Annotated in this window: 25 protein-coding genes, 2 tRNA genes and 1 pseudogene; 6 read left to right on the top strand and 22 right to left on the bottom strand. The window is 38.3% G+C overall.

Translation table 11 applies throughout. From position 1 onward, the window contains the following. The first annotated feature begins 23 nt into the window (after positions 1-23). Both J2743_RS06450 and J2743_RS06445 read left to right on the top strand, forming a co-directional pair. Positions 24-848, top strand: a complete 825-nt coding sequence (locus J2743_RS06450) for a phosphate ABC transporter substrate-binding protein (RefSeq protein WP_245248103.1) — start codon at positions 24-26, stop codon at positions 846-848. 152 nt (positions 849-1,000) lie between these two features. Beyond that, a complete protein-coding gene (locus tag J2743_RS06445; protein ID WP_209625774.1) occupies positions 1,001-1,846 on the top strand; it encodes a fumarate hydratase in 846 nt (281 codons plus the stop codon). 804 nt (positions 1,847-2,650) lie between these two features. On the opposite strand, the gene phoU is transcribed toward J2743_RS06445, so the two are convergent. The 8 genes from phoU to J2743_RS06405 all read right to left on the bottom strand — a co-directional run bounded on the left by phoU (position 2,651) and on the right by J2743_RS06405 (position 8,476). Next, on the bottom strand, positions 2,651-3,334 hold the full coding sequence (gene phoU, locus J2743_RS06440; protein WP_209625747.1) for a phosphate signaling complex protein PhoU: 684 nt from the start codon (positions 3,332-3,334) through the stop codon (positions 2,651-2,653). Position 3,335: 1 nt separating this feature from the next. Next, positions 3,336-3,779, bottom strand: coding sequence for a DUF2226 domain-containing protein (locus tag J2743_RS06435; RefSeq protein ID WP_209625746.1), 444 nt, complete (start codon positions 3,777-3,779; stop codon positions 3,336-3,338). Positions 3,780-3,782: 3 nt separating this feature from the next. Continuing rightward, complete coding sequence (locus J2743_RS06430; RefSeq protein ID WP_209625745.1) at positions 3,783-4,451, bottom strand: phosphate signaling complex PhoU family protein; 669 nt, start codon at positions 4,449-4,451, stop codon at positions 3,783-3,785. Between the two features lie 13 nt (positions 4,452-4,464). Next, a complete protein-coding gene (pstB, locus tag J2743_RS06425; RefSeq protein ID WP_209625744.1) occupies positions 4,465-5,220 on the bottom strand; it encodes a phosphate ABC transporter ATP-binding protein PstB in 756 nt (251 codons plus the stop codon). A 3-nt stretch (positions 5,221-5,223) separates the two neighbouring features. Continuing rightward, positions 5,224-6,078: a phosphate ABC transporter permease PstA gene (pstA, locus tag J2743_RS06420; protein WP_209625743.1), complete on the bottom strand. Its 855-nt coding sequence runs from the start codon at positions 6,076-6,078 to the stop codon at positions 5,224-5,226. 42 nt (positions 6,079-6,120) lie between these two features. Beyond that, entirely contained in the window at positions 6,121-6,996 is an 876-nt protein-coding gene (gene pstC / locus J2743_RS06415) for a phosphate ABC transporter permease subunit PstC (RefSeq protein WP_209625742.1), read from the bottom strand. 389 nt (positions 6,997-7,385) lie between these two features. Beyond that, the gene (locus J2743_RS06410) at positions 7,386-7,529 is read right to left on the bottom strand and encodes a hypothetical protein (protein ID WP_209625741.1); all 144 of its coding nucleotides are present in this window, start codon (positions 7,527-7,529) and stop codon (positions 7,386-7,388) included. Between the two features lie 107 nt (positions 7,530-7,636). Beyond that, complete coding sequence (locus J2743_RS06405; RefSeq protein WP_209625740.1) at positions 7,637-8,476, bottom strand: phosphate ABC transporter substrate-binding protein; 840 nt, start codon at positions 8,474-8,476, stop codon at positions 7,637-7,639. 186 nt (positions 8,477-8,662) lie between these two features. Here J2743_RS06405 and J2743_RS06400 point away from each other — a divergent pair, with 186 nt between their 5' ends. Next, on the top strand, positions 8,663-9,472 hold the full coding sequence (locus J2743_RS06400) for a citryl-CoA lyase (RefSeq protein ID WP_209625739.1): 810 nt from the start codon (positions 8,663-8,665) through the stop codon (positions 9,470-9,472). A gap of 128 nt (positions 9,473-9,600) precedes the next feature. On the opposite strand, the gene J2743_RS06395 is transcribed toward J2743_RS06400, so the two are convergent. The 7 genes and pseudogenes from J2743_RS06395 to J2743_RS06365 all read right to left on the bottom strand — a co-directional run bounded on the left by J2743_RS06395 (position 9,601) and on the right by J2743_RS06365 (position 15,340). After that, entirely contained in the window at positions 9,601-11,061 is a 1,461-nt protein-coding gene (locus J2743_RS06395) for an MFS transporter (RefSeq protein WP_245248101.1), read from the bottom strand. Positions 11,062-11,760: 699 nt separating this feature from the next. Further along, a complete protein-coding gene (locus J2743_RS06390; protein WP_209625738.1) occupies positions 11,761-12,111 on the bottom strand; it encodes a hypothetical protein in 351 nt (116 codons plus the stop codon). Positions 12,112-12,440: 329 nt separating this feature from the next. Then, positions 12,441-13,340 (bottom strand): phosphate signaling complex PhoU family protein, encoded by a 900-nt coding sequence (locus J2743_RS06385; RefSeq protein ID WP_209625737.1) that lies wholly within the window; start codon positions 13,338-13,340, stop codon positions 12,441-12,443. Between the two features lie 20 nt (positions 13,341-13,360). After that, positions 13,361-13,990: a hypothetical protein gene (locus tag J2743_RS06380; RefSeq protein ID WP_209625736.1), complete on the bottom strand. Its 630-nt coding sequence runs from the start codon at positions 13,988-13,990 to the stop codon at positions 13,361-13,363. Between the two features lie 286 nt (positions 13,991-14,276). Then, positions 14,277-15,081 (bottom strand): annotated as a pseudogene (locus J2743_RS06375) (metallophosphoesterase family protein). Positions 15,082-15,142: 61 nt separating this feature from the next. Next, positions 15,143-15,215, bottom strand: a tRNA-Thr gene (locus J2743_RS06370). A 42-nt stretch (positions 15,216-15,257) separates the two neighbouring features. Then, positions 15,258-15,340 (bottom strand) — tRNA-Leu (locus J2743_RS06365). A 205-nt stretch (positions 15,341-15,545) separates the two neighbouring features. On the opposite strand from J2743_RS06365, the gene J2743_RS06360 reads away from it, so the two are divergent. The 3 genes from J2743_RS06360 to J2743_RS06350 all read left to right on the top strand — a co-directional run bounded on the left by J2743_RS06360 (position 15,546) and on the right by J2743_RS06350 (position 18,361). Further along, a complete protein-coding gene (locus tag J2743_RS06360; protein WP_209625735.1) occupies positions 15,546-15,722 on the top strand; it encodes a 4Fe-4S binding protein in 177 nt (58 codons plus the stop codon). Beyond that, positions 15,712-16,860, top strand: coding sequence for an NAD(P)/FAD-dependent oxidoreductase (locus J2743_RS06355; RefSeq protein ID WP_209625734.1), 1,149 nt, complete (start codon positions 15,712-15,714; stop codon positions 16,858-16,860). Before J2743_RS06360 ends, J2743_RS06355 begins: the two co-directional genes overlap by 11 nt. Before the next feature lie 148 nt (positions 16,861-17,008). After that, positions 17,009-18,361, top strand: a complete 1,353-nt coding sequence (locus J2743_RS06350; RefSeq protein WP_209625733.1) for a HEAT repeat domain-containing protein — start codon at positions 17,009-17,011, stop codon at positions 18,359-18,361. Between the two features lie 144 nt (positions 18,362-18,505). Here the strand turns inward: J2743_RS06350 and J2743_RS06345 are convergent, their stop codons facing one another. From J2743_RS06345 to cdhA, 7 genes are all read right to left on the bottom strand, one after another. Continuing rightward, entirely contained in the window at positions 18,506-18,976 is a 471-nt protein-coding gene (locus J2743_RS06345) for a 4Fe-4S dicluster domain-containing protein (protein ID WP_209625732.1), read from the bottom strand. A gap of 46 nt (positions 18,977-19,022) precedes the next feature. Continuing rightward, the gene (acsC, locus tag J2743_RS06340; protein ID WP_209625731.1) at positions 19,023-20,414 is read right to left on the bottom strand and encodes an acetyl-CoA decarbonylase/synthase complex subunit gamma; all 1,392 of its coding nucleotides are present in this window, start codon (positions 20,412-20,414) and stop codon (positions 19,023-19,025) included. Positions 20,415-20,426: 12 nt separating this feature from the next. After that, positions 20,427-21,590: a CO dehydrogenase/acetyl-CoA synthase subunit delta gene (gene cdhD, locus J2743_RS06335; protein ID WP_209625730.1), complete on the bottom strand. Its 1,164-nt coding sequence runs from the start codon at positions 21,588-21,590 to the stop codon at positions 20,427-20,429. Positions 21,591-21,606: 16 nt separating this feature from the next. Continuing rightward, positions 21,607-22,359: an ATP-binding protein gene (locus J2743_RS06330; protein WP_209625729.1), complete on the bottom strand. Its 753-nt coding sequence runs from the start codon at positions 22,357-22,359 to the stop codon at positions 21,607-21,609. Between the two features lie 95 nt (positions 22,360-22,454). Then, positions 22,455-23,861: a CO dehydrogenase/CO-methylating acetyl-CoA synthase complex subunit beta gene (gene cdhC / locus J2743_RS06325; protein WP_209625728.1), complete on the bottom strand. Its 1,407-nt coding sequence runs from the start codon at positions 23,859-23,861 to the stop codon at positions 22,455-22,457. An 86-nt stretch (positions 23,862-23,947) separates the two neighbouring features. Further along, complete coding sequence (gene cdhB, locus J2743_RS06320) at positions 23,948-24,469, bottom strand: CO dehydrogenase/acetyl-CoA synthase complex subunit epsilon (protein ID WP_209625727.1); 522 nt, start codon at positions 24,467-24,469, stop codon at positions 23,948-23,950. Beyond that, complete coding sequence (gene cdhA, locus J2743_RS06315) at positions 24,470-26,830, bottom strand: CO dehydrogenase/acetyl-CoA synthase complex subunit alpha (protein ID WP_209625726.1); 2,361 nt, start codon at positions 26,828-26,830, stop codon at positions 24,470-24,472. It lies immediately after the preceding gene. Positions 26,831-26,968 lie beyond the last annotated feature (138 nt).

Below are 26,968 nucleotides of genomic sequence, written 5' to 3'. Positions count from 1 at the left end.
TAACTATTTATGGTGAATAAAAAATGGAAAACATGAACATGTACCTGTTAATACTTGTTATAATAGTAGCGGGGCTAGTTTTTGTGTCATATATTGTAATAAATGACTCTGACAACCATGAAATAAAAATTGTAGGTTCCACTACAGTACAACCAGTAGCAAAAGCTCTGGCCCAAGCATACATGGAAAAATACCCTGATGTAAAGATAACTGTCCAGGGTGGAGATTCACTGGTAGGAATCAAATCAACCCAATCAGGGAATGCTGATATTGGAACTGCCTCTAGAAATTTAACCAAAGAAGAAAGTGAATGCTTAACACAATATCAAATCGGGACCGATGGTATTGCAGTTGTAGTTAACCCTAATAATCCAGTAAACAGCTTAACCACAGATCAATTAAAAGGAATTTATGAAGGTAAAATCACCAACTGGAAACAAGTTGGTGGAAAAGATGAGACTATAACTGTTATCACTAGAGAAATAGGTTCTGGCACTCGCCTGGCATTTGAAGATATACTATTTGGCAGGGAAATAGAACAAAATAATGTCACCACCATAGCCATATCAACCCATCAAGTTATGCAAGATGTAGCAGTGATTCCCAGTGCTATTGGCTATCTATCTACAAATTCTTTGAATCCTGATCTCAAATTATTAATGATGAATAATGTTTCTTTGAGTAAAAAAAATGTAGATAATGGTAAATACACATTACAAAGGCCAATAATTTTTTTAGTCAAAGGAACACCAACAGGAGTGGTGAAAGATTTCATCGACTTCACATTAAGCCCAACAGGACAATCAATAATTAATAAGACTGAATATAACTCTATCAGCAATAATTAATCCCAAATATGAGTATTGAGTTGTAAAATATTGGAATCCTCCAAATATATCTCATTAAAATATAGTTCAAATGAATAAAGTATCAACCTATTCACAAGGATCTATTTTAGAAACTGTTATTAAACTCTAGAATAAACTATTTATCCATGCCAATGATACATCAATCCCATGTTGAAGAACTCACATGTCAGTTGTACGAGGAAGCAGTCATTAAACTCCCCTCTGATGTTAAAAAAGCTATTGAATATGCCTATAACTCTGAAAAAGATGAAACAGCTCTTTTAAACCTCGAAGCCATACTCGAAAATATAAAAATTGCTGAAAAGCAGAGTATACCCTTATGTCAAGACACTGGTCTACCTATTATCTTTGTAAAAATGGGTGATGTGGATGTGGAAAACCTGAAAGATGGTTTAATAAATGGTGTGATGAAAGCCACTAGCAAGGTGCCACTTCGTCCTAACGTGGTGGATCCCCTTACCCGTCGAAACACGGGAAATAACATTGGTCGCCACATTCCACAGATAGATGTTGAACTGGTTGATGGTGAATTACTTGAAATAACCGTCTTCCCTAAAGGTTTCGGTTCGGAAAATAACAATGCTCTAAATATGGCCCTTCCTGGAGAAGGAAAAGAAGGCATCAAAGACTTTGTTCTGGAAACTGTGCTAGCTGCAGGTGGTAAACCATGCCCCCCCATTGTGGTAGGTGTGGGAATCGGCGGATCATCAGATATGGCACTTAAACTAGCCAAAAAAGCCCTCCTACGAGAAATTGGAGAACATCATCCCGAGGAACGCATGGCCAATCTCGAAAAAGAAATGTTAGAAATGGTCAACTCCACAGGCATTGGACCTATGGGAATGGGCGGGAAAACAACTGCACTGGATGTTAAAATAGAGTATGCAGACACCCACACTGCTGGACTTCCCATCGGAGTTTGTATCCAGTGTTGGGCTGCCCGTAGGGCTACAGGTATCTTAAAAATTGAAGATTAATTGATTAGTACAATTTCATATTTTATTACCTTCATACACCTATTCACGTTTCACAATATTTCTTGTTCAATTTGAAGAGCATTATTTTTCTTTTTTCCAACCATTTAACTAAAATTACTTCTAAGATTTATATTTATTAACCTCCATTGTTTAACTCATCTTCTACTGCGGCAACTAAAATGTATTCCTGGTTAGTGTAATCATCTAACAGTTATTGAAATATTTGGGTTATTGTTTAGGTAGTTTAGGATATCCCTTCTTAACTGAAGTTTTAAATTTCATTTTTCCACTTATTTTCAACCTATCAATCCTTTTTTGTGAATTTAATGCCTCAAATTCGATGAAATAATGCAAAACCACCTAATTGACATATATTTCCATCACAACCAACATTGTGACACAAATTATGATCTATTTTACACTTGAAGTGTATGTCTAACATGATTAGTTAAAGATTTAGAAAACAACCACAAATAACAAAATTTGACAGAACCAGAACAAAAAAAAGATGGCATAAAAAGCTAAAAATCTATTAACATCTTATAATGATTTTATTCATTTTAAAAAGGATGTTATCAGTTTAAACTTGATTAAAACACATCAATAAAAGTTTCAACAGGTTAATTCAGTAACTATATCAACTTCATAGTTTTAACTTAACGTTTAACTGTTGTCTAATTTAAAACATCTGCCATATTAAACGAAAACTGCAAAATAGACTAAACACTTAATTCACTTCAAAAAGCATATAATGCCCATATAAATAAAAAAAAATTAAAAAAATTAAAAAACGTTTAAATAAGCCTAATCTTTTTCTTCACCAATGAGTGGTAGTTTTTCACAGGTGATCATGAAAATGGTTCTATCCCCAATATTTTCTGCACGATCAGCTATCCTCTCCAAGAAACGTGCCAAGAATAAAAGATAGATGGAATAAGAAATTGACTCTTTATCCTGGAACATACTTTTTGTTATATCTTTCAGGGCCTGATCAAAAAGATCATCTACCTTATCATCATCCCGATGAAGTTCCCTGGCAACAGCCATATTTTTCCCTAAAAATGCAGCTAAACTCTTACTGACCATACCATCCACAATGTCTGCCATACGTTGCAGATCAAACATGGGTTTTTCAGGGATCTCTTCATCCTTCACATGACTTGCTACCTCAGCAATGTTAGAAGCCAAACCAGAAATCCGTTTTAAGTGGCTAGAAACTTTTATACTGGTCTCTATAAACCTTAAATCTCCAGCAACTGGTTGTTCAGCAGCTATAATTCCCATAGCATCGTGTTCAACTTGGTAACCCATTTCATGGACCTTTTTATTAGTTTCCATTACATTATTTACTACTTCTACATCATAATCAATGAATGTGCTAAAAGCATCACGGTAAGCTTTTAAAGCAGCTTGCCCCATTTTATCCACTTCATTTTTTAGTTCATCCAACCTTTTCTGGAACCGTACCCTTGGGTATCCTTTTTTCATATTATCTTCCACCTATCTTGGATTTATAATCTTCTAATAAGTTATCAATATCATCTTCAGACGGATCTATTATCCGGTATTTAGATAGAACTTCTTCACGACTACTTTCTCCTACTTTTTCCAGTAAAAAGTCTATTTCCACGGGTAATGGCAATTTACATTCCTCATTCAAATCAATGATAGTTGAAAACATATTATCATCCAGTTCATATACTTCTATTCTTGATTCTGGACTTATAATAACTAAATCCATTGCTTTGTTTTCATAAGTTTCTTCAAGAGATTGAACGTTCAAATTCCAGGCAGCAACAATTTTTTCCTCTTTGATTAGAAGTAATGATTCGTTGCCTCCTTCTAAAATCTTGATGTAACCCAAATCAGGCATATGAGATATTTTCAAGTTACCCCTAACTATATGTTGGGGTTCTTCTGAAGGAAGCCACATTTTTTACCTCATTAACATGTTATGGAACAGTTTGTGATGCATAACCTGTTTGCCCACTATCGAGTAGGCAATACGGTCAGCCATCCCCATTATATGATGTCCCATGCTCAGTAAATTCCTCCCAACCAGTATTAGTGAAGTTTGCGAACCTCCGTGTGTTATTTCATCATATTCAGAGAACATCTGATTGTAGAAATCCTGCAAGTTCACGTAACTTCGGGTTGAACGTTTTAATAATTGTACATCCTCGTTTAAAAGTGCTCCTACCGCATCTTTCAACATGTCCTGGGCTGTTTGAGACATGAACTCAATGTGAGGCGGTTTATAACATTTACGAGGGCTTTCAGCTGCATCAATAGCATAGCGAGCTATGTAAGCGGATAAGTTATTTATACGTTCTAATTCTATGGAAGTTCGTAAAAGAGCTGCTCCTAAACGCAAATCCTTGGCCAGTGGCTGGTGTAATCCCAGAACTTTCAAACATCCATGTTCTATTTTATAGCTTTCTTTATTGATCTCATCGGTTTTTTCGATGATCTCTCTTGCCTGAGATATGTCCTCTTCCAAAAAACTTTTAACAGATGTATCCACTCTTCTTATGGTCTCCCAACTAAACCCAAGAAGTTCATCTTCCAAGGATTGCAATTTTCTTTCCAAGACCATCGTAAGCATACCAACACCCATGTTAACCAAATCTACCGGTTATGTAATCCTCAGTTCTTTTATCTTCCGGTTCAATGAAGATTTTTTCAGTGAGTCCACTTTCAACAATTTCTCCATGGAGGAAAAATGCTGTGTTTTTAGATACCCTGGTGGCTTGCTGCATGTTGTGGGTTACAATAATAATTGTATAATCCTTTTTCAACTTATGGATTAGGTCCTCTATCTTAGTAGTAGATATGGGGTCCAGTGCACTGCATGGTTCGTCCATAAGGATTACTTCAGGCTCCACTGCGATGGTACGTGCTATACAAAGACGTTGCTGCTGACCCCCAGATAACCCCAATGCCGAATGTTCCAGTTTATCATGGACCTCCTCCCATAGTGCAGCTCCCTTAAGACTCTGTTCCACTCTTTCCCTAAGTACATGTTTATCATTGATTCCCTGAATACCTAAACCATAGGCCACGTTATCAAAAATGGACTTTGGGAAAGGGTTTGGTTTCTGGAAAACCATGCCCACCCTCATCCGGAGGTCAACCACATCCATTTTAGGATCATAAATATCTTCACCATCCAGAAGGACGGTTCCCTCTTTGCGGAAAGTGGGTATCAAATCATTCATTCTGTTAATGGTTCGTATGAACGTTGATTTTCCACAACCAGAAGGACCTATAAGCGCGGTGACCTCGTTGGTTGGCATTTTAATTGAAATATCTTTAAGAATATGTGATTCTCCAAAGTAAACATTCAATTCATTTGTTTCAATCCTATATTCCATTGGTTATCTCCCCATCATTTTCTTGATGTATCTATCAACTAGGTAGTTTGTTACTATGGTTATTACTAAGATTAGTATCACCAGTACTGCGGCAGTACCATAAGCATTCTCCATGGAAAGTCCTTCTGTAGCCAGGTAATACAAATGAAGTGGTAAAGGCCTAGCAGGATCAAAAACAGATATGGGTATAAGAGTAGCAGACCCAACAGTGTATAAAATGGCTGCTGTTTCTTCAATGGCCCTGGCCATTCCCAGTATTATTCCTGTAATTATCCCTGGCATGGCAGCTGGTAACACCACTTTATATGTGGTCTGCCATTTAGTGGCTCCTATAGCCAGACTACCTTCTCTGTAAGATTGGGGTACCGCTTGTATAGATATTTCAGATGTGCTCAGTATAGTGGGAAGGGCCATGAAAGCTAGTGTTAACCCTCCTGAGAGAACACAGAAGCCCATTTGAAGGAATACCACAAAAAATGCTAGACCAAACAAACCAAAGACAATTGAAGGAATGGATGCCAGAGTTTGGGATCCGAAACGAATGGCCCGCACTATTCTGTTTTTACCAGAGTATTCTGCCAGATAAATAGCAGAAAGCACGCCTAATGGAGCTGCAACAGCAACTGCAATGAAAGTTACATAAAAAGTTGAAACAATCATAGGAAATATTCCTCCCTCTCTTCCTGCATTTGTTGGAGAACTAAGCAAGAATTCAGGAGTTATAACAGGTAACCCATTAAATAATATATAACCTATGATAACCAGCAATATCACGACAGTTAAAATTCCTGAAAACCAGAATACAACATTCATGATACTCTGGGCATTTTTGGGAGGTATGATCCTATGTATTACCATTATTTTTCCTCCATGTCCTGTTTAAATTAAGTAAATAGGATTTCACAAATTTCCTCCCCCTATTTCCACCTTACTCCTGATTTGTACATAGTTAGCAACCACCAGTAGGATCATGATAACTATGAAAAGAATAATTCCAGTAGCAAATAAAGCATTATAATGTAGTCCAGTAGCGTAACCCATTTCTATGGCTATGTTAGAAGTTAAAGCTCTTACTGGGTCAAAAATTGAGTTGGGTATGTGAGCCACGTTTCCTGCTACCATAATAACAGCCATGGTTTCACCCACGGCTCTACCCATACCAAGGATGATGGCAGTAACAACTCCTGGGAGAGCTGCAGGAAAAATAACATTTTTGATGGTTTGCCATTGGGTTGCACCTAAAGCCAGAGATGCTTCCTTATATTCAAGAGGAATTGATCTTAGGGCATCTTCGGTTATACTGACAATGGTAGGAAGTATCATAATTGTCAGAATAATTGACGCAGCGAACATACTGAATCCTGTACCTCCAAATTGTTCTCTCATAAATGGAACCAGAACTATCAAACCAAAAAATCCATAAATAACTGAAGGAATTCCGGCAAGAGCCTGCAGAGTGGGTTTTAAAATTTTCCTCATGGAAGTAGGGGCAACTTCTGATAGGAATATTGCACAGAAAATTGAAAGAGGAACTGCCATTAACAAAGATAGAGCAGTGATACCAAATGTTCCCACAATCATCGGTAATACACCGTATTCACCCCTATTTGGAGCCCAATCCATTCCAAATGTAAAATTAAAAAATCCAACATCTGCTATTGCTGGGAAGCCCTCTTTGAAAATAAAGGCTATAATGAGAATAATGATAATAATAGAAGATATTGCAGCGGCAAACAAACCTACTTGAATCATTTTCTCTTCACTTTTTCTACTCATATTGATTACCTCATATTCAAATTTCAATGAAATCAAAAGGGTTTAACCTAATCATGCCTCATGGTTTTATTATATTTGATCATTTATAGTTTATTTACGATAGTTTATTTACAGGATTGCACAAACATGCCCGAGGAAAGTAGATGACAGAATAGTTTATATGGGGATGGATCCATTCTCTAGGGTTATGAGCTTGCCTTACCCTAGAGAACAATTACCCCTGACATTTCCAATTCCCTAAGGTGGTTGATCTCTCTCCTGATGGTTAAAGTCACGTATGAATTTCGAAATTTTCACCTATTACTCTTTCCATTTCTTCCTATCTGATTCTATAAAGTTGTGATGATAAAATACACGTGAATTTGCATTTAAATCATGATTAATAAGTCTCACATGGCCCAGGTCTCTCCATTGTAGGGTATCCATTCCTTACCAATCTTCACGTAATCAACACCAGAAGAATGAAGGAACCCAAAAAAAGAGTCTATTGTTCCACAAAAATTATTGTAAAGGGCCACACTTACTGTTTTCATTTCTTCACCTAAAGTAAAACCTTAAACCTAAAATATAAAAAAGGAAAATTTGGTGGTTTAACCACCTATTCCAAAAATTCCAAGATATATTCTTTAGTGGTGCACTGTTAACTGGTACTATTAACCTGTACTCCAGTTGGTACCACTTTTTCAGACTCGATGATAGCCTGACCTTCAGATCCGTTAACCCAGTCAATGAATTCTTTAATTGCTCCAGTTGCATCTCCTTTAATCAGGAACAAGAATGGTCTCTGTATTACGTAAGTACCATCTTTTACGGTCTCTTCTGAAGGTGCCACGCCATTTATCTCTAGTGCTTTGGTATCACTTAATGAGGCAAATGATATGAAACCAATAGCGTCAGGATCCTGAGCTACAGCTTGTTGTACAGCTTCAGTGGAACTTTGTACGATGGCTCCGTCTACGAATTCAGCTTTTTTGTCACCCAAAACTATTTCAGCAACAGCATCACGGGTACCAGAACCTTCTTCACGAATTACTACATTAATATTCGCATCAGCTCCACCAACTTCATTCCAGTTGGTTATTGAACCATCGAAAATTCCTTTAACCTGTTCCAGAGTTAATCCGCTTACATTATTTTCTTTGTTTACAGCGATAGCAATTCCATCAAGACCTATCTGCCACTGCGTTAATCCTTCGGATTCATTGGCTTTCAAGTTTTTGGAACTGGTTCCTATATCTGCTGTTCCATCCTCAACACTCTTAATACCCACAGAAGAACCTCCACCTTGAACTGTAATCTTCACGTTGGAATGTGATTTCATATATTCTGTGGCTAATTTTTCTGCTACAGGTTGTACTGATGTGGAACCAACAATTGTTATTGTTTCTTCCTGTCCACCGCCACTTCCGGCAAGGACAAGATAAGCACCAACTATTACTATTATGGCTACTATTATTCCGATTATGTATTTCATGTCCATACATATCACCTCATCCCTTACTAACTTCTAAGACTATATAAATCTTACTATTAGTGCACTAAAAGACCCATTTTGTGAACGAAAATCGTGTTATAATTTGCTATTAAAAAGAAAATAACACACTTTGTGAACCAAACAATACTAAAAGCGATAAATATTTATATCTTAGAGTAGCTAGGGTCTTACATGATTAGAGAGGAAGCACTTAAGGGAATGTTCCAACCCAGAACTAGCCCATGGAAAACATCCATAACCATGGTTGAACCCAACAGAATTGTTACTCGTGGGCATTCCCAGGAAGAGATCATAGGAAATATATCGTTTCCAGAAATGATACATCTTCTAATTAAGGGAGTACTACCCACCAAAAACCAGGAAAAAATGCTCCAGGCAATATTGGTTTCATTCTGTGACCATGGTATCACTCCACCCAGCACTCAATCAGCACGATTAATGGCTTCTGCCGGATCCCCTGTGAATGCATGTTTAGCTGGAGGAATACTGGCTTTTGGTGAAAACCATGCAGGCGCCATTGAAATAGCAATGCGAATGCTACAAAAAGGCATTTTAATGTCTAAAAGTACTAAAATACCCCTGGATGAAACGGCACAGAAAATATGCGAGTATTTCAATAATAATAAGAAAAAAATACCCGGATTTGGCCATAGATATCACAAAGAGGATCCAAGGGCCCCTCGTCTTATTGAACTTGCCAAAGAATATGATTGTTTTGGAGAACATGCTGAGTTAGTTATTAATATTCAGGACATCCTCTGGGAAAAAAAACAGATAAAAATGAATATTGACGGGGCAAACGCAGCATTACTCTCAGATTTGGGTTTTAACTGGCAAGTAGGGTGCGGATTGTTCATTGTGGGTAGAGTTCCAGGTCTTCTAGCCCATATTCAGGAAGAAAAAACCCAGGAACAACCTTTCAGGAAACTCCATGAGATTAACGAAATTGGGCATGGAAACGACACCGTTAATTCTTTTTAGTTAAATTATTTGGAGCTATGTTTATCATTCTTAGGCATTTCACTCTATGCTAACTTTCAAAAAAAATCATTTTATTGAACTAATTTTTATTGAACTAACATTAATTCTGCTAAATAATAAATTCAAAATTAATTCGAATCTTGATCACCAATTAAATCATCTACCTTGCCTTTAAGGTGTTGAATATCTAATTTTTCCCTTTTAAGACCTGCAAGGGAAAGTAAAGCCATTATTATACTTATAATTCCCCCAAATATTACCACTCTATGCATTCCCGTGGTGAAATCATAGGCAGCAAGATTATACAAAACCGGTACCTGAAGTGTGCTGGGTTCTATGGTGGTGTAAAGCAGAAGTCCTGCAAAACTAACTGCAAAAACCATCCCCAGATTTCTCATAGTCACAATTATGCTGGAAACCATCCCTGACATCTCATCAGATGCATTAGCCATGATTGCACGGTTATTAGGAGATTGGAAAAAGGCTGCCCCCACCCCCAAAAGGCCAAATCTCCAAAAAACGTCCACAAAATTGGAGAATATTGTTAATTGAGTCATTGAAAAAAGAGCCAGAGCTGATAAAATTGAACCAGCGAAAGCCAGATACCTTGATCCAAATTTATCAGAAAGAACCCCACTCACCGGTGCCAAACCCATCATAATAACCGGAGCTGCAGTCAATGTTAACCCTGTGACATTTGAACCAAGATGTAAAACTTTCTGTAGATAAAATGGCATTATGAAAAACACCATGTACATGCAAAGATAGTTAAGAAAAAGAGCCAGGTTAAAGGCAGAAAATTTGATTCTCCTAAACAGTGATAAATTCAATAAGGGATTTTCAACCTTTTTCTCATTCCATATGAATAAACAAAAGGTTACTATGGTGAATAGTCCAATAATTACTGCTGATATATCTATTCCTGATGTTTGAATATAATTCAACTCATAAACAATAGAAAAAAGGCATGAAAATTGTAAGATGGTACCACTTAAATCCCATTTTACAGTGTCTCCGGTACCCCTGTCCAATATAAAATAACATAAAATTAGGCTGAAAGCACACAACGGAATGTTTATCAGGAAAATGGTTCTCCATCCACCAACATAATCAATTAAACCCCCAATTGCCGGGCCTAACGCTAGTCCAGCAGCTATGGCAACTGCATATATTCCCAATGCCCTGCCCAGTTCTTCAGTTGGAAATGATTTTTTCACAATTCCCAGGGATACTGAAATCATCATGGCTGCAGCTACACCCTGCAATGCCCTAAATACTATTAAAAAATGTATTGATGGAGATAAACTACACAAAATTGAAGAAAGTATAAAACATACCAATCCCACAAGATAAAGACGTTCATGTCCTTTAGAATCCCCAACTCTGCCAAAAAACAACACTAAACTCAACATGGATATTAAATAAGCAGTTAAAACCCATTCTGATGTTGCAACCGAAACTTGGAAAAATTCAGTTATTGCGGGAAGGGATACATTTACTATTCCTGCATTTATAGGAACCACCGATGTTCCCATTGCCAGGGCAATTAAAATTTGCCATTTCTTCTGGAGAGTAAATCCAATCTTCAATTTTTATCGCCAAATCCCTACTATCTATTTTTCAATTTCTCAAATGCATTGATCTTCAAATCTATTAATCACAAACTATGTCCAATTTTACACTTGAAGTGTATGACCCATATCATTTCATGATATATAAATTTATTCAAAAGTTTCATTCCTGGAAAAGAACAGATTAACTTACTGGAATTTAGAGTTCCAGATAGTCAAAAAGTTTTCATCAGTACAAATGTTTATAACAGACCTAAAACCACTTACTGGATGGTTTTACCCAAGTTTCAAGGTATTATTATAGTTTGTATGATTTCTATCAAGGATAAAATTCCTAAAAAATGAGTATATTAAATTCAATGCCATGAATTAAATCTTCACGGAATTATTCGAATCAAAGAATTTAAAGTATGGTTTTTTCTGGTAATGAATTTTTTATTACTATTTATCCCGCCGGAAATCCTGAATTTTTATCTCAAAGTACCTTAAACTACTTTAACATCAGTTAATTTTTAGGGAGAGGATTGAATGACTCGTCAAACCCCCTATATGCTTTTTGTGTTTTTTTATACACTTGAAGTGTATGTCTTATTTAATGTTACACATCTAAAAAGATCAAAAAAAGTTTTTTTTATTATGACTTTTTTTATTATAAAAAGACTTTATGACATAAATTCAAGTTAAAAAACCCTAAAAAAAATAAAATAAAAAAAATAATTAAAATTTGTGACTTATAGTTACCACAGGATAATCAGAACTGTTAGTCTGAGTTTCAACCACAGTTTCACCTTGTAATAATTGTACCGTTAGCGGCCCTGTAGAAGTGACATTTTCCTGTACAGTGACGGTAACATCCCCAGGATTAGGCCCTAAATCATATGAAGCATTACCTGTTCCATTTATTAAGCTGTTTCCATCTTTATATGCGTATTCTCCACCCCAAGTAGAGTTAGAATTGATTTTTATAGTCACATTACTACTTTGATTCGAGGTATTGTTGTTTGTACAACCTGAAGAAATAACTAACAAAACCATAATGGCTACAACAAATAAAACTATTTTTTTCATTTTTTCCCCCTATACAATATTAATAGCTTTTCAAACCAGTTTGCCATCATTAATTAAATGATGATTCTTAAAGGACCAAGACCAGTTATTTCTTTCATAGATTTGATCACATCCTAAGATAAATTTTACACATGATGTATGAATGATATCATACTTATATTAAACCTAACGATCTGCTAGATCTAGGGAAAATATTTAGTATTCTTAACACAGCATGATTCTCTATAATATATGCCAAAACAAAATCATATGATCTATACATCAATCTAAGGCTATAATTAAAAAAAATAATTAAAAATAAATATCTAAATTCAAATAAAATCTGCCTTTTACGATCTAGTTCTACGGAACCTCTCGGGAGTAGTTGTCCTTGGAATATTTCTATAAAACTCACCGGCAGTGTCAATTATTTCTATGGATATGTCCCCTATTCTCTCAAATGCCTTCACCACTTTTGATAAGGATAAATAGTAGTTGGATCGATCTTTGTCCATATCATCATCAGCCATTTGAGTGGCAATATTGTTTAATGCTTTTCTTTGCAGTGAATGGATCTTTTCTTCATGATCCATTACCTTATCTTTAAGTTCAAGACGCTCATCTAAAAAGGCTTCCATGGACTGATTCAGCATTTTACGTGAAGTCTTATACATGGATTTTAGGGTTTCCATCATTTCATCATCAATAGGGTCCGACTCTTGCAGGGCAAAGTTGGCAATGTGGCAAGTATGGTCAGCAATCCTTTCTAGATCGTATCCCACTTCTCCTAAAACCATGGTTTTACTAAATTCGGAGTAAGGATTAATTGATATAACAGTCTCCACAGAGGATCGAACCTTTTCATGCATGTTGTTTGAAACATAATCAAGCCTAAGGGCTTCATCAGCCATTTCAGAATCGTAATTTAAGAGTGCTTCAAATGACATGTCAAACTGGCGGCATACATGTTTAGCCATGTCTCTGAGCATATCCTTAATCAGGAACGTGCCTGCATGTTCACGGGAAGTTTTTTCCTCATCAAACATCTCGGAAAACTCTTCAAATTTCTTAAGATCAAGAATGTAAGCTCTACGGACCACACCTTCTTTGATCAGGGGTTGTAAAAGTTTGGTTACATATCTACGTGTCAAACCTAATTTATCCGCAATTTCATCCTGTGTTGCCGGATTATCGTAGAGGATTACCTCCAATACTGCCTTAAGTGTGCTATTTTTTGCTCGATTAGTCATTTTCATCATTGCCTGATATGTTACACTTTCTGATCCTGTTTCTTTTTAATATTTATTTTTTGGTTCTCTTCACCTTTAATCTCTGAATCCTGGATTAGGGATACTATAACATATAACAGGACAGCGATAAGTACTATGGAAATTAATTCATTGAATTGTTGGAATAGTGGTAAATATAATGACACCAGAGAAGAGTTATAATCCACAAATCCCGCCAATAATTTCACCAGTCCCACAGCCATTATCATTAAACCATACTGTGGTGATATTCTGTCAGGTTCAAGGAGGGGATAAACACCCATAATCAGGAGTCCCACACCTATAGTCCTGAAAAGATTCCATCCAGTTGCTGTTTCCAAGGATTGGAATACCACATCAAAGGTATGGTAAAATGAGGAAAATAAATATAAAATTTCTATACCCAAGATTATGATGAGTGGAAAAACATAAAATACTCTGCTTTCCACATTTCTAGTTTTCAAACCATCTACATTATCCAGTGGTTCCCGGAAGAAATGTGTCATCAACTGATAGAGCATTGATCCCAATACCGCACCGATTATAGTACCTGCAATTCCTAACTGTGATGTTGTGTAAGCAACAATACCGGAAATAATTCCAGCCATGACTATATCTAAAATTTTTGACATTAAGATCCCTTCAACGAAAAACGAACAGAACAACCAAATTTAAGTCCTCTTGATGTTTTAAATCATCTTCTCCTTAACCTGGTAGTTGGAAAAAAATACACAAAAATTATGTTATATCTTACTATTGATAAATTTTATCTTATATAGTTTAGTACAGTTTAAACCCAGAACAAACCCAAATATTGACCATGGATTAATATCTTTTTTAGAAGGGAATTCCTTTAATTAGACCAAAAAAAGGATGATGATTTTTATACAAACATTAAAAAAAATGGGGAACCTCTTATTAAACATTTCCTTTTGAGTTATGATGAGCTGAACAGACTACATACTCATCATTTTCAACTTTAACCTGGTAAGAACCTAATTGTTGTTTATTACCAGTTTCTGTATCTACCAAGTCTACCTGGAAATCCTCATCTTCAAATGAAAGTTGATTGTAGGAAGGTCTGGTGTGTCCCCTAAGTTTACGGGTAGTTGCAGTTCCAGAGTTAAGAGTAACCATCTTTTCAACCATCCAAACATTAGGAACGTGTTTATGGCCATTTAAAACAAGATCAACACCATTATCGGTTAAAATTCTCATAAGATCTCCAGAATCAAGTAAAATATTCCTTTCTCTCCCTGTTTGAGGTATTGGTAAAAGATGATGGTGGAATGTAACTATTTTACCCATGTTATCAGGTATTCTTTCCAACTGAATTTTTAACCATTCCATCTGATCAATACCAATCTGCCCATCATTGATGTCTGGTTCAGATGAATCTAGACCAATAATCGCGTATTCTTCATCTTTATCAATATGAACAAACTTTCTGTTTCCAATAAGATTTTCATAATGAAGAATACCTACATTACGAGCATCGTGATTTCCAGGGATCACATACGTTTTGGTGATGGATTTTAACTGGTCAACAAATGCTGCTGCTTCATATTCATGATGATATCCATTGTTGGTTAGATCCCCTGGAAACAATTATCAAATCAGGATTTTCATTTTCTAACTGCATTAAAAGGTTGTTTTTAAGATCAACTGAAAAGTTCTTCTCTCCAAAGTGGATATCTGAAATTTGGATTATTCGTTCTCTCACTCAAATTACCGGGTTGTTAATATAATCAGAAATTAATAAAAAAGTCACAATTTTTGTAAAAAGCCTTAGGGGGGATTCGAACCCCCGGCCTATACCTTACCAAGGTATCGCTCTACCGGCTGAGCCACTAAGGCACTTCATTTACAGTTCAAATAATATTTAAAAGTTTAACAGAGTGCAGGGGAAGGGATTCGAACCCTCGAAGGCCTACACCAGAGGATCTTAAGTCCTCCCCCTTTGGCCGCTCGGGCACCCCTGCATACACCCAAGTGGGCGAACTTCATATATTAAGTTAACGGTTCAAACTGATAAAATACAGGATGAAAAGAATCCGAAAACCATAGTTCATTCACAATAAAATTATTCACAATAAAATAAATGAAGTTTTATAAATATAACTCAGATTATACTATATATATGTAAAAAATGTTTAATCACGTGCTTAAGTGGAATTAGGTGTTAAAATGATAATATCTACAGAAGAATGCGGATATTGTGGGGCATGTGTATCGGTGTGTCCCCGTAATATCCTGGAACTATCTGAAATGAAAATCATTGCACGCGAAGGATGTGAAGAATGTGCTTTTTGCAGGGTAGTATGTCCTTTAGGGGCAATTAAAGAGGGGAAAAATGAAATATGATATTGTAGTTGTAGGGGGCCGTATTGGAGGGTCCACTGCATCAATATTTGCATCTAAAAATGGTGCAGATGTGTTGATGTTGGAAAAAAATCAGGAAATAGGAACTCCGGTTCAGTGTGCAGAGGCCACCAGCTCCCGTACTTTCAAAACCCTTGAAATGAAACCATCTTCTAAGTACGTTTGTTCTGAAATTAAAGGAGCTGATATATACGCCCCTGACGGTACTCATGGTCATCTGGAAGGAGGATATGCAGAGGGATTTATTTTAGAAAGAAAACTATTTGACAAACACTTGGCAATAGAAGCTGCCAAATCCGGGGCGGACATAATGGTGAAAACCATAGTCAAAGACGTCCTACGAAAAGAAGGAAAGGTTTGTGGAGTGGTTGCCAAACACATGGGTCGTACCATGGAAATTGAAGCTGATATTGTTATTGCCGCTGATGGGATTGAATCCAGGGTGGCTCAGATGGCAGGGCTTAACACCAGTCAAACTACCAACAGTTTGTGTTCATGTGCACAGTATGAGATGGTGGGTTTAAACACCGATCCAAATTATTTAAAATTTCATTTTGGCGAGAAGATAGCCCCCAAAGGTTATGCATGGATATTTCCCAAGGGAGATAATGTGGCCAATGTAGGAGTGGGAGTGAGGAGTAACACTGAAACTGCATACCATTTCCTTAAAAAATTCACAACCAACATGGATGCCACCCCAGTCGAACTTAACATAGGCGGAGTTCCAGTGCTGGGACCTGTTAAAAAAACATACACTGACGGCCTTCTGGTGGTTGGAGATGCTGCAGGGCAAGTTGAACCATTCACTGGAGGAGGAATTCACATTGCAGCCCATTGTGGACGTGTAGCTGGAGAAATAGCAGCTGAAGGAATTGAAAAGGAAAAAAACACGTCAAATTTCTTGAAAAAATATGAAAAACGCTGGAAAAATGAAATAGGGAAAGATATTAAAGATTCATTAAAATATCGTAAGATACTGGACAAATTAACTGATGAAGAGATTAATATACTGGCTAAATTTCTTAAAGAGCAGGATTTAGAATCAATCTCCAAGATGTCCATGTTGGGCTTGGTAAAAGAATACCCTCAATTTTTAAAACTCTTAAAGGACTTACTATAATCTTTGGATATGCCCTACTCGTTGAATAGACACTGTCAAAAACTTAGGGGTTTTTGATTTTTTTAATATTAAACTTATAAACTCAATGCACACAAAATATTATTATAATGATTTTAGTGGGTAATTCTTAATTTCCAGGAGTATGTTTATGGATTCAAGTGATCCCGATATAGAATATCTTGAAGAAGAACAAGATGTTGATGGACTTATAAGAGCCCTTAAGGATCGAAACTATCTTATGAGAAAGGAAGCTGCTAGAGCTCTGAAAAAAGTGGGAGATGAAAAGGCAGTGAATGCATTGATTGATTCTTTACGATATAAAAGCTGGCATTCTGATTATATAATTTTAAATTCAGTTAGAGAAAATTCTGCAGAAGCTTTAGGTAGAATTGGAGATGTAAGAGCAGTACCATACCTGATTGAATCCATGGAAGACGATCCTGATGATGAAGTGCGGTTAAAATCAGCATGGGCACTGGGAGAAATAGGCGATGGTGAAGCAGTAGATGCATTGATCACTGCTCTGGAAGATCAAAAATGGGATGTGAGAAAAACTGCTGCCAATGCTTTAGGAATGATTGGTGATCATCATGCAGTTCCCTACCTCATAAAAGCCCTTGAAGATAGTGATTGGCAAGTACGCAAATATGCAGCTGTATCACTGGGAAAACTGAAAGATGAGAGAGCCATTCCCCTTCTTTTAGATTCCATGGAAGATGAAGATGCTGATGTGCGCTGGAAAGCCATGCTGGCTTTGGCAAAAATGGGTGAAAGTGCAATTGAGCCCTTGATAAAAGCACTGCGAAATAAGAACTGGCGAGTCAGAACCAAATCAGCAGAAGTTATAGGGAAAATAGGTGGCGAAAAAGCGTTGAATGCACTGATATCCGTGCTTTTGGGGAAATATAGAGATAATAATCGCCATGTGAGAGGAAGAGCTGCCGAAGCCCTGGGCAGAATCGGAGATGAAAGGGCACTGAAAGCACTTCAAAACGCTCAAAAAGACGAATATAAATATGTTAGAGAAAAAGCCAATATATCCATCCAAAAAATCCTTGAACCTCCTAAAAAAACTCGTATATTAAATTTTGACAATGGTGAAGTGTCTTTCGATTATTCAGATCAGTGGGAGATCATCAGCACTTCCGATGCCAAGAAGGTAGTTAGAGGGTTGTATGCAAACAACTCTATAACCCTCTCACTTAACCGAAACACCAATGTGGCTGAAGTATCATCCCATGAATTTGCAGAGATGCTGAAAGATGTGTTCAAGGTCCAGGGTAGTGAAGTAATTGATGAACGTGATTTTGAAAAATATGGGATGGAAATTTATGAAGTATATGGTGAGAACCACGAGGTCACACCCACCAGTATTTTAATAGTGTCCTTTAAGAAAATGGATTTATTGTATTACATGTGGTTTGTAGGGGATCCAACTGCCTTTGATGAAGCAGGTGAAGACATAGAAATCATGGTGGATAGTTTCTATATTTACGGCTAAATTCAACATAGGAAAATACGTTTTTATTCATAATGTAAATTAATAATTCAATTAACAGGATACAAGTTAAAAAAAAGAGTTTGAAGATAACAGCTAACACTACTATTATCTTTCAGATTTTATTAGGTATTAAAAAATATTTTTCTAAAGTTTTTCCTGATATGCTTTCATTGCTTCGTTAAGAACTTCGGTGTAGGAAAGATCTTTTTTCAGGTCTTCCAGTTCTTCTACAGAGAATATCTTAAGCACATTATCCTTACAGGCTTCTACACAGGCAGGGAGTATCTGGTCTTCCGCATCGAGGCATAATGTACATTTCTGTACTGCCTTTTTCCCATCATCAATAACCAACATCCCCACAGGACAGGCGATCATGCACAGACGACATAATATACAGGCGTCCTCATCCACTATTAAGGTACCATCCTCTTCTCGTATAGCTCCTGTGGGACATATTCGGGCACATGGTGCTTTGTCTGGATGGCATTGCAGGCAAAATATAGGTACGGTGCTGGTTTTCTTGGTCCTGGCCACACCATGAATTTTTTTACAAGCATTGATACAGTCTTGGCATTCACTGCAGCGGCGGGGGTCAACTACCATCAGAGTCTTCATTTTTTATCACTCATCCATCTTATTTCTTTTTTAACCTGTGCATTTCTTAAGATTTTCCTTTAAGATCTTCCAGGAAGCCAGGTACCCCTGATGAGTCTCGTGGACCAACCAAAACTTCCCATCCACTTTCATCCTCGATTTCTCCACTTGCTGGGGCAGATAATCCCGGTATGATCAGAGTGCGGGTATCCACCTTATCTTCAATTCCAGTTTCTTTAATAAGATCTGCTACAGCTTCGGCATTGAGCTGGCCTCCAGCCAGGGACACATCCACAGCCCGACCTTCAGTGTCCAGTACCAGTAGGTAAGCAGTGGTTTTGCCTTTGATGTCTCCCTCCACTGTGTAGAAGGTTAAGGCGAAGTTGGTGGTCATGAGTACTGGAGAATCCTTGCCCACTTCACCAAACTCATAAACTCCGGGATCCACAGCCTGTGGCTTTCTGGGGTCGGTGTAGATACCCTGTCTTAAAGTAAGAACTGGTATTAATTCCCAGATATTGGTTCCATGGAGTATCAGCACATCAGCATATTTGTTCATGAGGGTGGCGGCAATGGTAGCTTCTTTGATACCTCCCTGCACTTCATCCTTTTCATGTATCCAGGTGAGGGCGGGTATGCCCAGTATTGGGAAGCGGAAATCATCATCTCTTTCTTCCACTGCCAATCTGCGGATCATGACAAAATCATCCAGACTGTCTCCAATACCTTCTCCCACAAATGTTCCCGGGTCAAGAACAATATCCTGTACTCCTTTCTCCCTCAAGGTTCGACTGATTTGTTTCATCTTTTCCAGGTCGTTAGGAGAGAATATACTTATTGGACAATCATATTCCAGTGCTAGTGCTGCCATTTCATCCATATTGGCCTCGTTAACAGCATATATGAGTGGTCTTTCATTTCCAACCTTTTCCAGGGCTGCTTTCATGGCTACTGGGTCGAATGAACATAATATTAATGGTAGTTTAGCGTTTTTAAGTTTTGATGCGGTTTCAGCAAATTTTACTGCATCCCCTGATGCATTTCGAAGAGCTATGGCATCTAAAGTGAGCATTTCACCTATTCTTTCAAACTCAGTTTCTTCGATGTTTTTAACTCTTTCTGCGAATTCTGCATCATCCAGGTTATCTGCTATATCAATAACCAGGGCTGTGGGGTTGTAGTAGGTTAACTCGTATCGGTATAATACTTCATCTCCACCAATGGTGATAGCTTTATCGTCGGTTCCTATGGTTATTTCTCTTACTGCTGGAGCCAGTAAGGCTTCCAACTTGGTGAATGATTCTTCAGAGAGTTCTGTGCATAGTCCCAGTTGGGACTCCTTTTCTGAGAGTTTGGTGGCGAAGGCCATACATGAAGCTTCCCCACAGGCAGGTGCATCACAGTCTTCACAGTTAGTCTGGGGAAGCAGTCTGTATATATCCATTGCAGTGACTTGCATACTCATAACCTCCTATTCTAACTCCGTTATCCAATTTGAAATGTCTGGTGAATCTGTGGTCAGGTACTCCTTGGTGAAGGTGGAACCGATTTCACTTAATAACTGCACTGATAGTGGGTGCAGCATCATGAAGATGTCCACTCCGCAGAGCATCATGGTTAATCCGGTGATTATCTCCCAGATTGGTCCTCGGTAATCTGTGGGTCCCCAGGCATCGTTTTTCATCCAGGCTTCTCTGGATCCCCAGGCATTGGTGGTTCCAGAGCTCATTGGCATCTGCAGGTCTTTGTCTCCTTTGAGTGCTGCTAGCCTGGTTCGGGTGATTACATCAATTGAAAATTCAATACCATATCCCAATGCACAGGTGGTTGGGTCCATGACAATGTCCTTTTGCGTTAAGCCTTCTTTCATTAAATATTTGTTAAGGGTTTTTTGCATGTTTATGTCGGTGATGGCCCAGCTCAAGACCGCATGGTTGTAGTCCACTGCTGCTTTGGCAACTTTCTTGTAATCCAGATCTAAGTTTGCTGAAGCCAGTAAACATCTTTCATCTTCAGCTGCTGCTGCAGCAGCTTCCAGTATTATTGGATCTTTTTTTGGGTCTCCAGATCCTCCTACAACCAGAGGCACGTCCACTGCCTGCAGGACTTCTTCAATATCTTCAGCAGCCTGCCTTGGTGTTTTGTCCATGACTTTGGGTCCAGTTCCAATGAGGTGTATGGTAACCATGTTGGCTCCGAAATCTTTCACCGCCTTTTTTGCCCAGTCTCCAGGGTGTTCCATGACATCAGCGAAGTGTTCCCTTATAGGACGTGGTAGTCCCGGCATGGGAATGTCAAATACGTCAAATGTCACCACTGGTGGATTGGGTTGGGGTTCTTCGAAGCGATAAAGTGCCTGTTGTCCTCCTAGGTAGACTGGTTTTCTGCTTCCGGCCCCCAGTTGCACTTGGGCCACTTCTCCAGGGTAATCCTTTATGGGTGGAGTAAATTCAATAGCTTCCATTTTCTTCATGGTTTCCTGGACTGCAGCCTGTTTGGTTACTGCCTGCTGCACAACTTTCTGAACAGCGGGCATTAGCTGCAATTCCAGTTCCTCAAAATCCATTCTAAATTCATTTATCTCTATATAGTCCGTTTTCTCCAGTAATTTAAGAAGTTGCGACATTTTATCCATATACCCACATCCTTACTTACTTTAAGATACGGGATAATATCCCGGATACTGCCTTTACAGTATAAGATTCATCTGGAAGCTCCACCAGGGGCCTCCCCTCAATATCAAACTGGGTTACCTCATCATCCTCATGAATTATACCCACCATATCCAAACCGGTTTCTCTGACTTTTTGCACGATTTCATCCTCATTTTCAGGGTTAACACGGTTTAAAACCAGATAAAGATCCTGAAATTTAATGTCCAGTTCATCGGCGAGTTGACCGATTCTTTGTGCGGTGAGAATTCCTCTTTTGGATTTATCAGTGACCACCAGCATCACGTCCACGTTTTGAGTGGTTCGACGACTTAAGTGCTCAAGTCCAGCCTCGGCATCAATGACAATCACATCATAATTGGATGATAAGTTTTCGATTATTCTACGGAGCATGTTGTTAACAGCACAATAACATCCACTGCCTTCCGGCCTCCCCATTACCAGGAGGTCGAAGTTTGGTGTTTCAATAATTGATTCCATGATTTTGTAGTCAAGAATATCCCACTTATTCATTCCAGCAGGTATCCGGCCCTTGGTAGTGTCTTCCTTTAAGTCTTCCCTCACATCTCCCACTGTTTTGTGCACATCTACCCCTAATGCTTCAGGTAAATTGCTGTCAGGGTCGGCGTCAATGGCCAAAATATCTTTTTCTGTGTCTTTTAGGGATTTTATGAGAAGAGAGGATACCAGTGTTTTCCCGGTTCCACCTTTACCACTTACTGCAATAATCACGTTATTACTCCGATTGAATCCATGTAGGCTTCATTTTATTTATTATATTCTCCAATAGAATTTTTACTTTCCATCTATGTTATAAAGGGTTTATGTTACTTTTTCTTTATTATCACCTTTTCTGCATAGACTTTAGCGTTTTTGAAAACTATTTTAACTCCACTAGATGAGGGTAAAGTTAATTGAGGTGCATAGGCTACTGGAGCCATGGTTTCCCCTTCCATTTGCATCTCTTCCATTAGGATTGGTTCTTCTTCAACTGTAACTTCCTCTTCTTCTTCAGAAGTTTCTGATTTTACTGTTTTTAATCTTTCTAATATGGGATGACCTTTATCTTCCAAGAATCTGCGGATTTCTTTTAGAGTGGTACCATCTTCTTCAGTAGGGATTTTGTCTCGAATTTCTGTAGGTATGTACTCTTCCACTGCATCTTTGATCTCTTTGGGCAACCACACGATCCGTTCATAAGCTCCGTCTGCCTGTAGGAACTTGGGTGAACGCATGTATTCCAGGCTGAGGCCAGTGAATCCTTCCACCTGCTTTCCTCCAGAGCACTGGCCTGCCATTGCTGAGAATGGTATTCCTAGAGGTGTTTCTCCGTTGAAATCCCGATCAACAATTCCTATTCCATCAAGTTCAGGTATGTAGAAGGCAACTGCCTCAAAACAACCACAAGAAGTGTGAGGATATTCAAATACACTGTGTAAAAATACTCTTTCAACTGTTCCCTGGGATTTTTCATTTACCACTGCGTTTACATTAGTGTATTCTCCCTTAACATCATCAACAAGATCTCCTTTTTCTACTTCGAATATGGGACCTTCAGGATCCATTTTTGCAGCGGCTCTGCAGTCAAACCAGTTTATAGCACCACATAAGGCAGTTCTATCTGGAGTTACCACACATACATGGGTAGGTGCAAAAGATTGACACATAACACAACCATAAAATACATCCACATCTTCATCAGATAGTTCTCTGGCTCTTGCATCCCGGGTCTGGTATTCTTCATTGGCTTTTGAAACGAATTCTTCAACCTTTGCAGGTTCGGTCATGATGGTAACAGCTATAGATTCAATAAGTGGAAATTCTTCCTTAAAAAGTATTGAAAGGGTTTTCGCAAGGTGTTCCAGTTTAAAACCAGCTTCAAGGGCTTCTTTACTTACCCTACACCATATGGCATCTCTCTGGTTGAGGTGCATGAATCCTTTGATGTAGTTGCAGAGTTCATGAGTTCGGCGTTCGATCACACCTTCCAGTTCTTTTTCCAGGTGTTCTCCCTGGATTTCAATCAGGATTCCCAAAGGATGAATATCTCCTTCCTGCATGGCATCCAGTTCTGGCCCTATAACTGTAACTTTACCATTTTCAACATTTTCTTCAACTTGTACCAGTTCTGCACCCATGGACTTAGGTCCTGCAAGTTCCACGAACATGTTAGCTGCTCTGATACGCTCTCCCTCATACATGGGACTTACGTCAACAGGTATATCTTCAAACATCCAATTCCTCCTTTACAAACGCCTTTTTCATTCGCTCTTAATCTTATACTCTTAATCATACTCCTTAATTGGAAAATTTATACCCCTCAACTAACGGTTTCACCCATTTTTTCAAGATATTTAAACCATTCTTCATCTTTCAGGTTAGGAAAAGATGCATCTGCGTTAGAATGGAAAAATTTACATATAGTGAGTGTCTTTAAGTGGGGTGCATAATGTTTTAGGCTTGAAAGACCCTGTGAACCAATGTAATATATACATCCCATGAAAATAACCAGGTCATGCTGTCCTTCCCCATCCACACCCTGCCATTCTGGGTCTTTTAATAGGTTGACAATTTCTACAACCCCATATGCCGTGGGATTAAGTCCTTTATCATAAAATGGTTTGTAAGCATCAGCTGTGGTAACCACTGGCAGGTTCCATTTTTCCGCTATTTTAGTAGCATAGGTACGGAGGGGATCCTCCTTTACCAGCGGCCCTAAAATAAAAAGGGGTTTTTTAGCCTTTTTAATCATTAATTCGGCTGTTTCTGGAGTTACCAGTAATGCCTGCTTTGGTCCGGCAATCACTGTGGGTTGCCATGGTATCACTCTTTCATTAGTCATCTAATCACCGTCCATTCCCATCAATGAGGGTTCCTGAGGAATTTCACGGGGTTCCCATCCTACTTCCTCAAGTATTTCCTTTACATCCTTTTTATAGGTTATAGGAATATCCTTCTCGTTACGTACAAATAGATGGATATCTGGAGGTAATCTACCATAATATCTCTTATAAAGATCTATATAATGGTTCAATTTAATTTGACGTCCTTTACCAGTATCCGTTGGCCGAATACACAGTTTAGCTGTCATTACAATGGCTTCTCCCATGTTTTCCGCAGCATACACCAAGTGTTCTGGTGCTGGTTCACCATCCATTATTTTTCCAGTCCGCATATCCTTAATTTTCCAGTTTTCCTTCTTATCCGTTCTTCCCAAATATAATCGACGATATTTTGATCCATGAGGGCCAACAACAACTGGTATTCCCCATCGGTTTACCCCAGTGGCAATTGCAGCTGCTTTTTGGGAGTATGCTCCCCATGCTATACCACATGCACCGACTCGGTTGAGGATGTAGTCTGCGATTTCCTCAAAGTTGCCTTCCAATGGTTTTTTGGCGAATATGTTGGCAATTTTTATACATGCACCTGATATGTGAGCATTGGAAACACATGAGCCTATATTTAGTAAACCTCGAGCATCAAAATCTCCAGTGTACTGTTCATACAGGGTTTTTCCTTCTTCATCCAGGTATTCTCCGATGGACATGGCTCCACATCCTGTTGCCACCACAATGTAGTTACGTTCCAGGAATTCTTTGGCCATTTCTGCAACTTCTTTTCCACCGTCAGGATAGTTTGAGCATCCTACAATGGCAATTACTCCAGGAATATCGCCTAAAACGATAGGAGCACCTACACGCCGGATTTCCACATCCTGAACAGGTCCTCGGCCGGCACGGATGTTGAATTTCTCGGTTTTGGCTAATTTTTCTCCAACTTTAGCTAACATGGACATAAGGGGAAGTTCTCTTTCACATTCCTGTTCACACCTTCCACAGGAGTAACAAACATCATTGAGGTATAATTTTTCGAATCCTGAGAAATCACCATCTCTTGCTGCTACCACAGCCTCCATCATTGGTTTACTGTTGGGACAAACACGGTTACACCAACCACATTCTGTACATTCAGCAGCCATCTTTTGCACTTCATCCAATTCCGGTAGTAATTTGAGTTTCTCTCGTTTTGGGGCCAAAATCTTGGCAACCTTAACTGAAACTTCACCTACTTTCTCAGAATCCAGTATTAAAGCACCTTCAATTTCATTGTTTAATAATTTGGACACAATTATATCCGGTTCTTTATCTGTCATGTCAGGTAGTCCCAGACACATCTTATCTGTAGTGGCGATCACTGCTGTGTTTTTTTTCTGGGCTTCTTCCAGGACATCAGTCCGGATACATTGCTCATCTACTATAATAACATCTGCCACCCCACTGCGAATGAATTTAAGCTGTCTGGAGAGGGGCCCAACTACTTTAGCCCGGTCATTGTATCGGGAAATATCTATGGCAGCGCAACAAATACCACACACCTCAAAATCCTCTTCCTGACCAGTTTCATCCAGGTAATCCATAATACTGGCTCCAGGAACCACATTATGACCTATACACAATATTACTGGCTTATCATTATCAATGGTACCCACACCCATTTCAACTAAAGGAGCATCCCCATCTCCTTTAGGCATGTTTAAGGCCACAATCTGAGCTATATCTCCCACTTCACGAGCTAAGTCATCCATAACACCAGAATGGAGGGCTTTAGATTCAAAATCTAGACTACTTCCTTCTTGACCAGTATGGCATGCGGATAAAAGATGAGATAACTGTTCCTCCACATAATTCAACGTTTTTGCTAAATCACCGAGATTTTCTGGTTTTTTGCCAATTATAGTTCTGGTGATGGGGGCTTCAATATCTATGTTAAGTCCCAGATCAAGTGGATAGTCTTCACCCAATTCACCAATGAGGTGGTGAACCAGGTGTCGGGCATGTCCTGCATGTGCAGCAGTACCAATGTTACATGCTAAAAGCACTATACGGGCTTGTTGTGCCTCAGAACTAATCCCACAAGCTCCTTTCTTGTTTAATAGGTCACACTTTCCGAATGTACATAGACAGCACATGTCACAAAAAGGTGCGTAAAAGGGCTCATACCTACCCAACAGTTTCATATCCCATGATCTTAAATCTGTGACATGAGGTTTGGGAGTGGGTCCCATAGGAGTTTTTTCTTCAGATATTTCTCCTTCTTTTTCTACTATTTTACCAATAGATATTTTAAAATCCTTGGTCTTCCAAAAATCATCCTTAAATTTCTTTGGTTCCGTCTTTGGTTTAGGGGCCACAACTATCACCGAATTAATTAATGATTTATAATGATTTATAATGATTTATAATGATAATGATTTATAATGATATTACTTGTTAGGCTAATTAGGATATATAAAGTTTGTGCATATCAAAGCCAATTTCCGATAAATTTAATAATAATT

Origin of the sequence: Methanobacterium petrolearium (genome assembly GCF_017873625.1) — an archaeon.
Lineage (GTDB): Archaea > Methanobacteriota > Methanobacteria > Methanobacteriales > Methanobacteriaceae > Methanobacterium > Methanobacterium petrolearium.
Note: the sequence above shows the minus strand (reverse complement) of the source record. Positions and strands in the feature narration are given on the sequence as shown.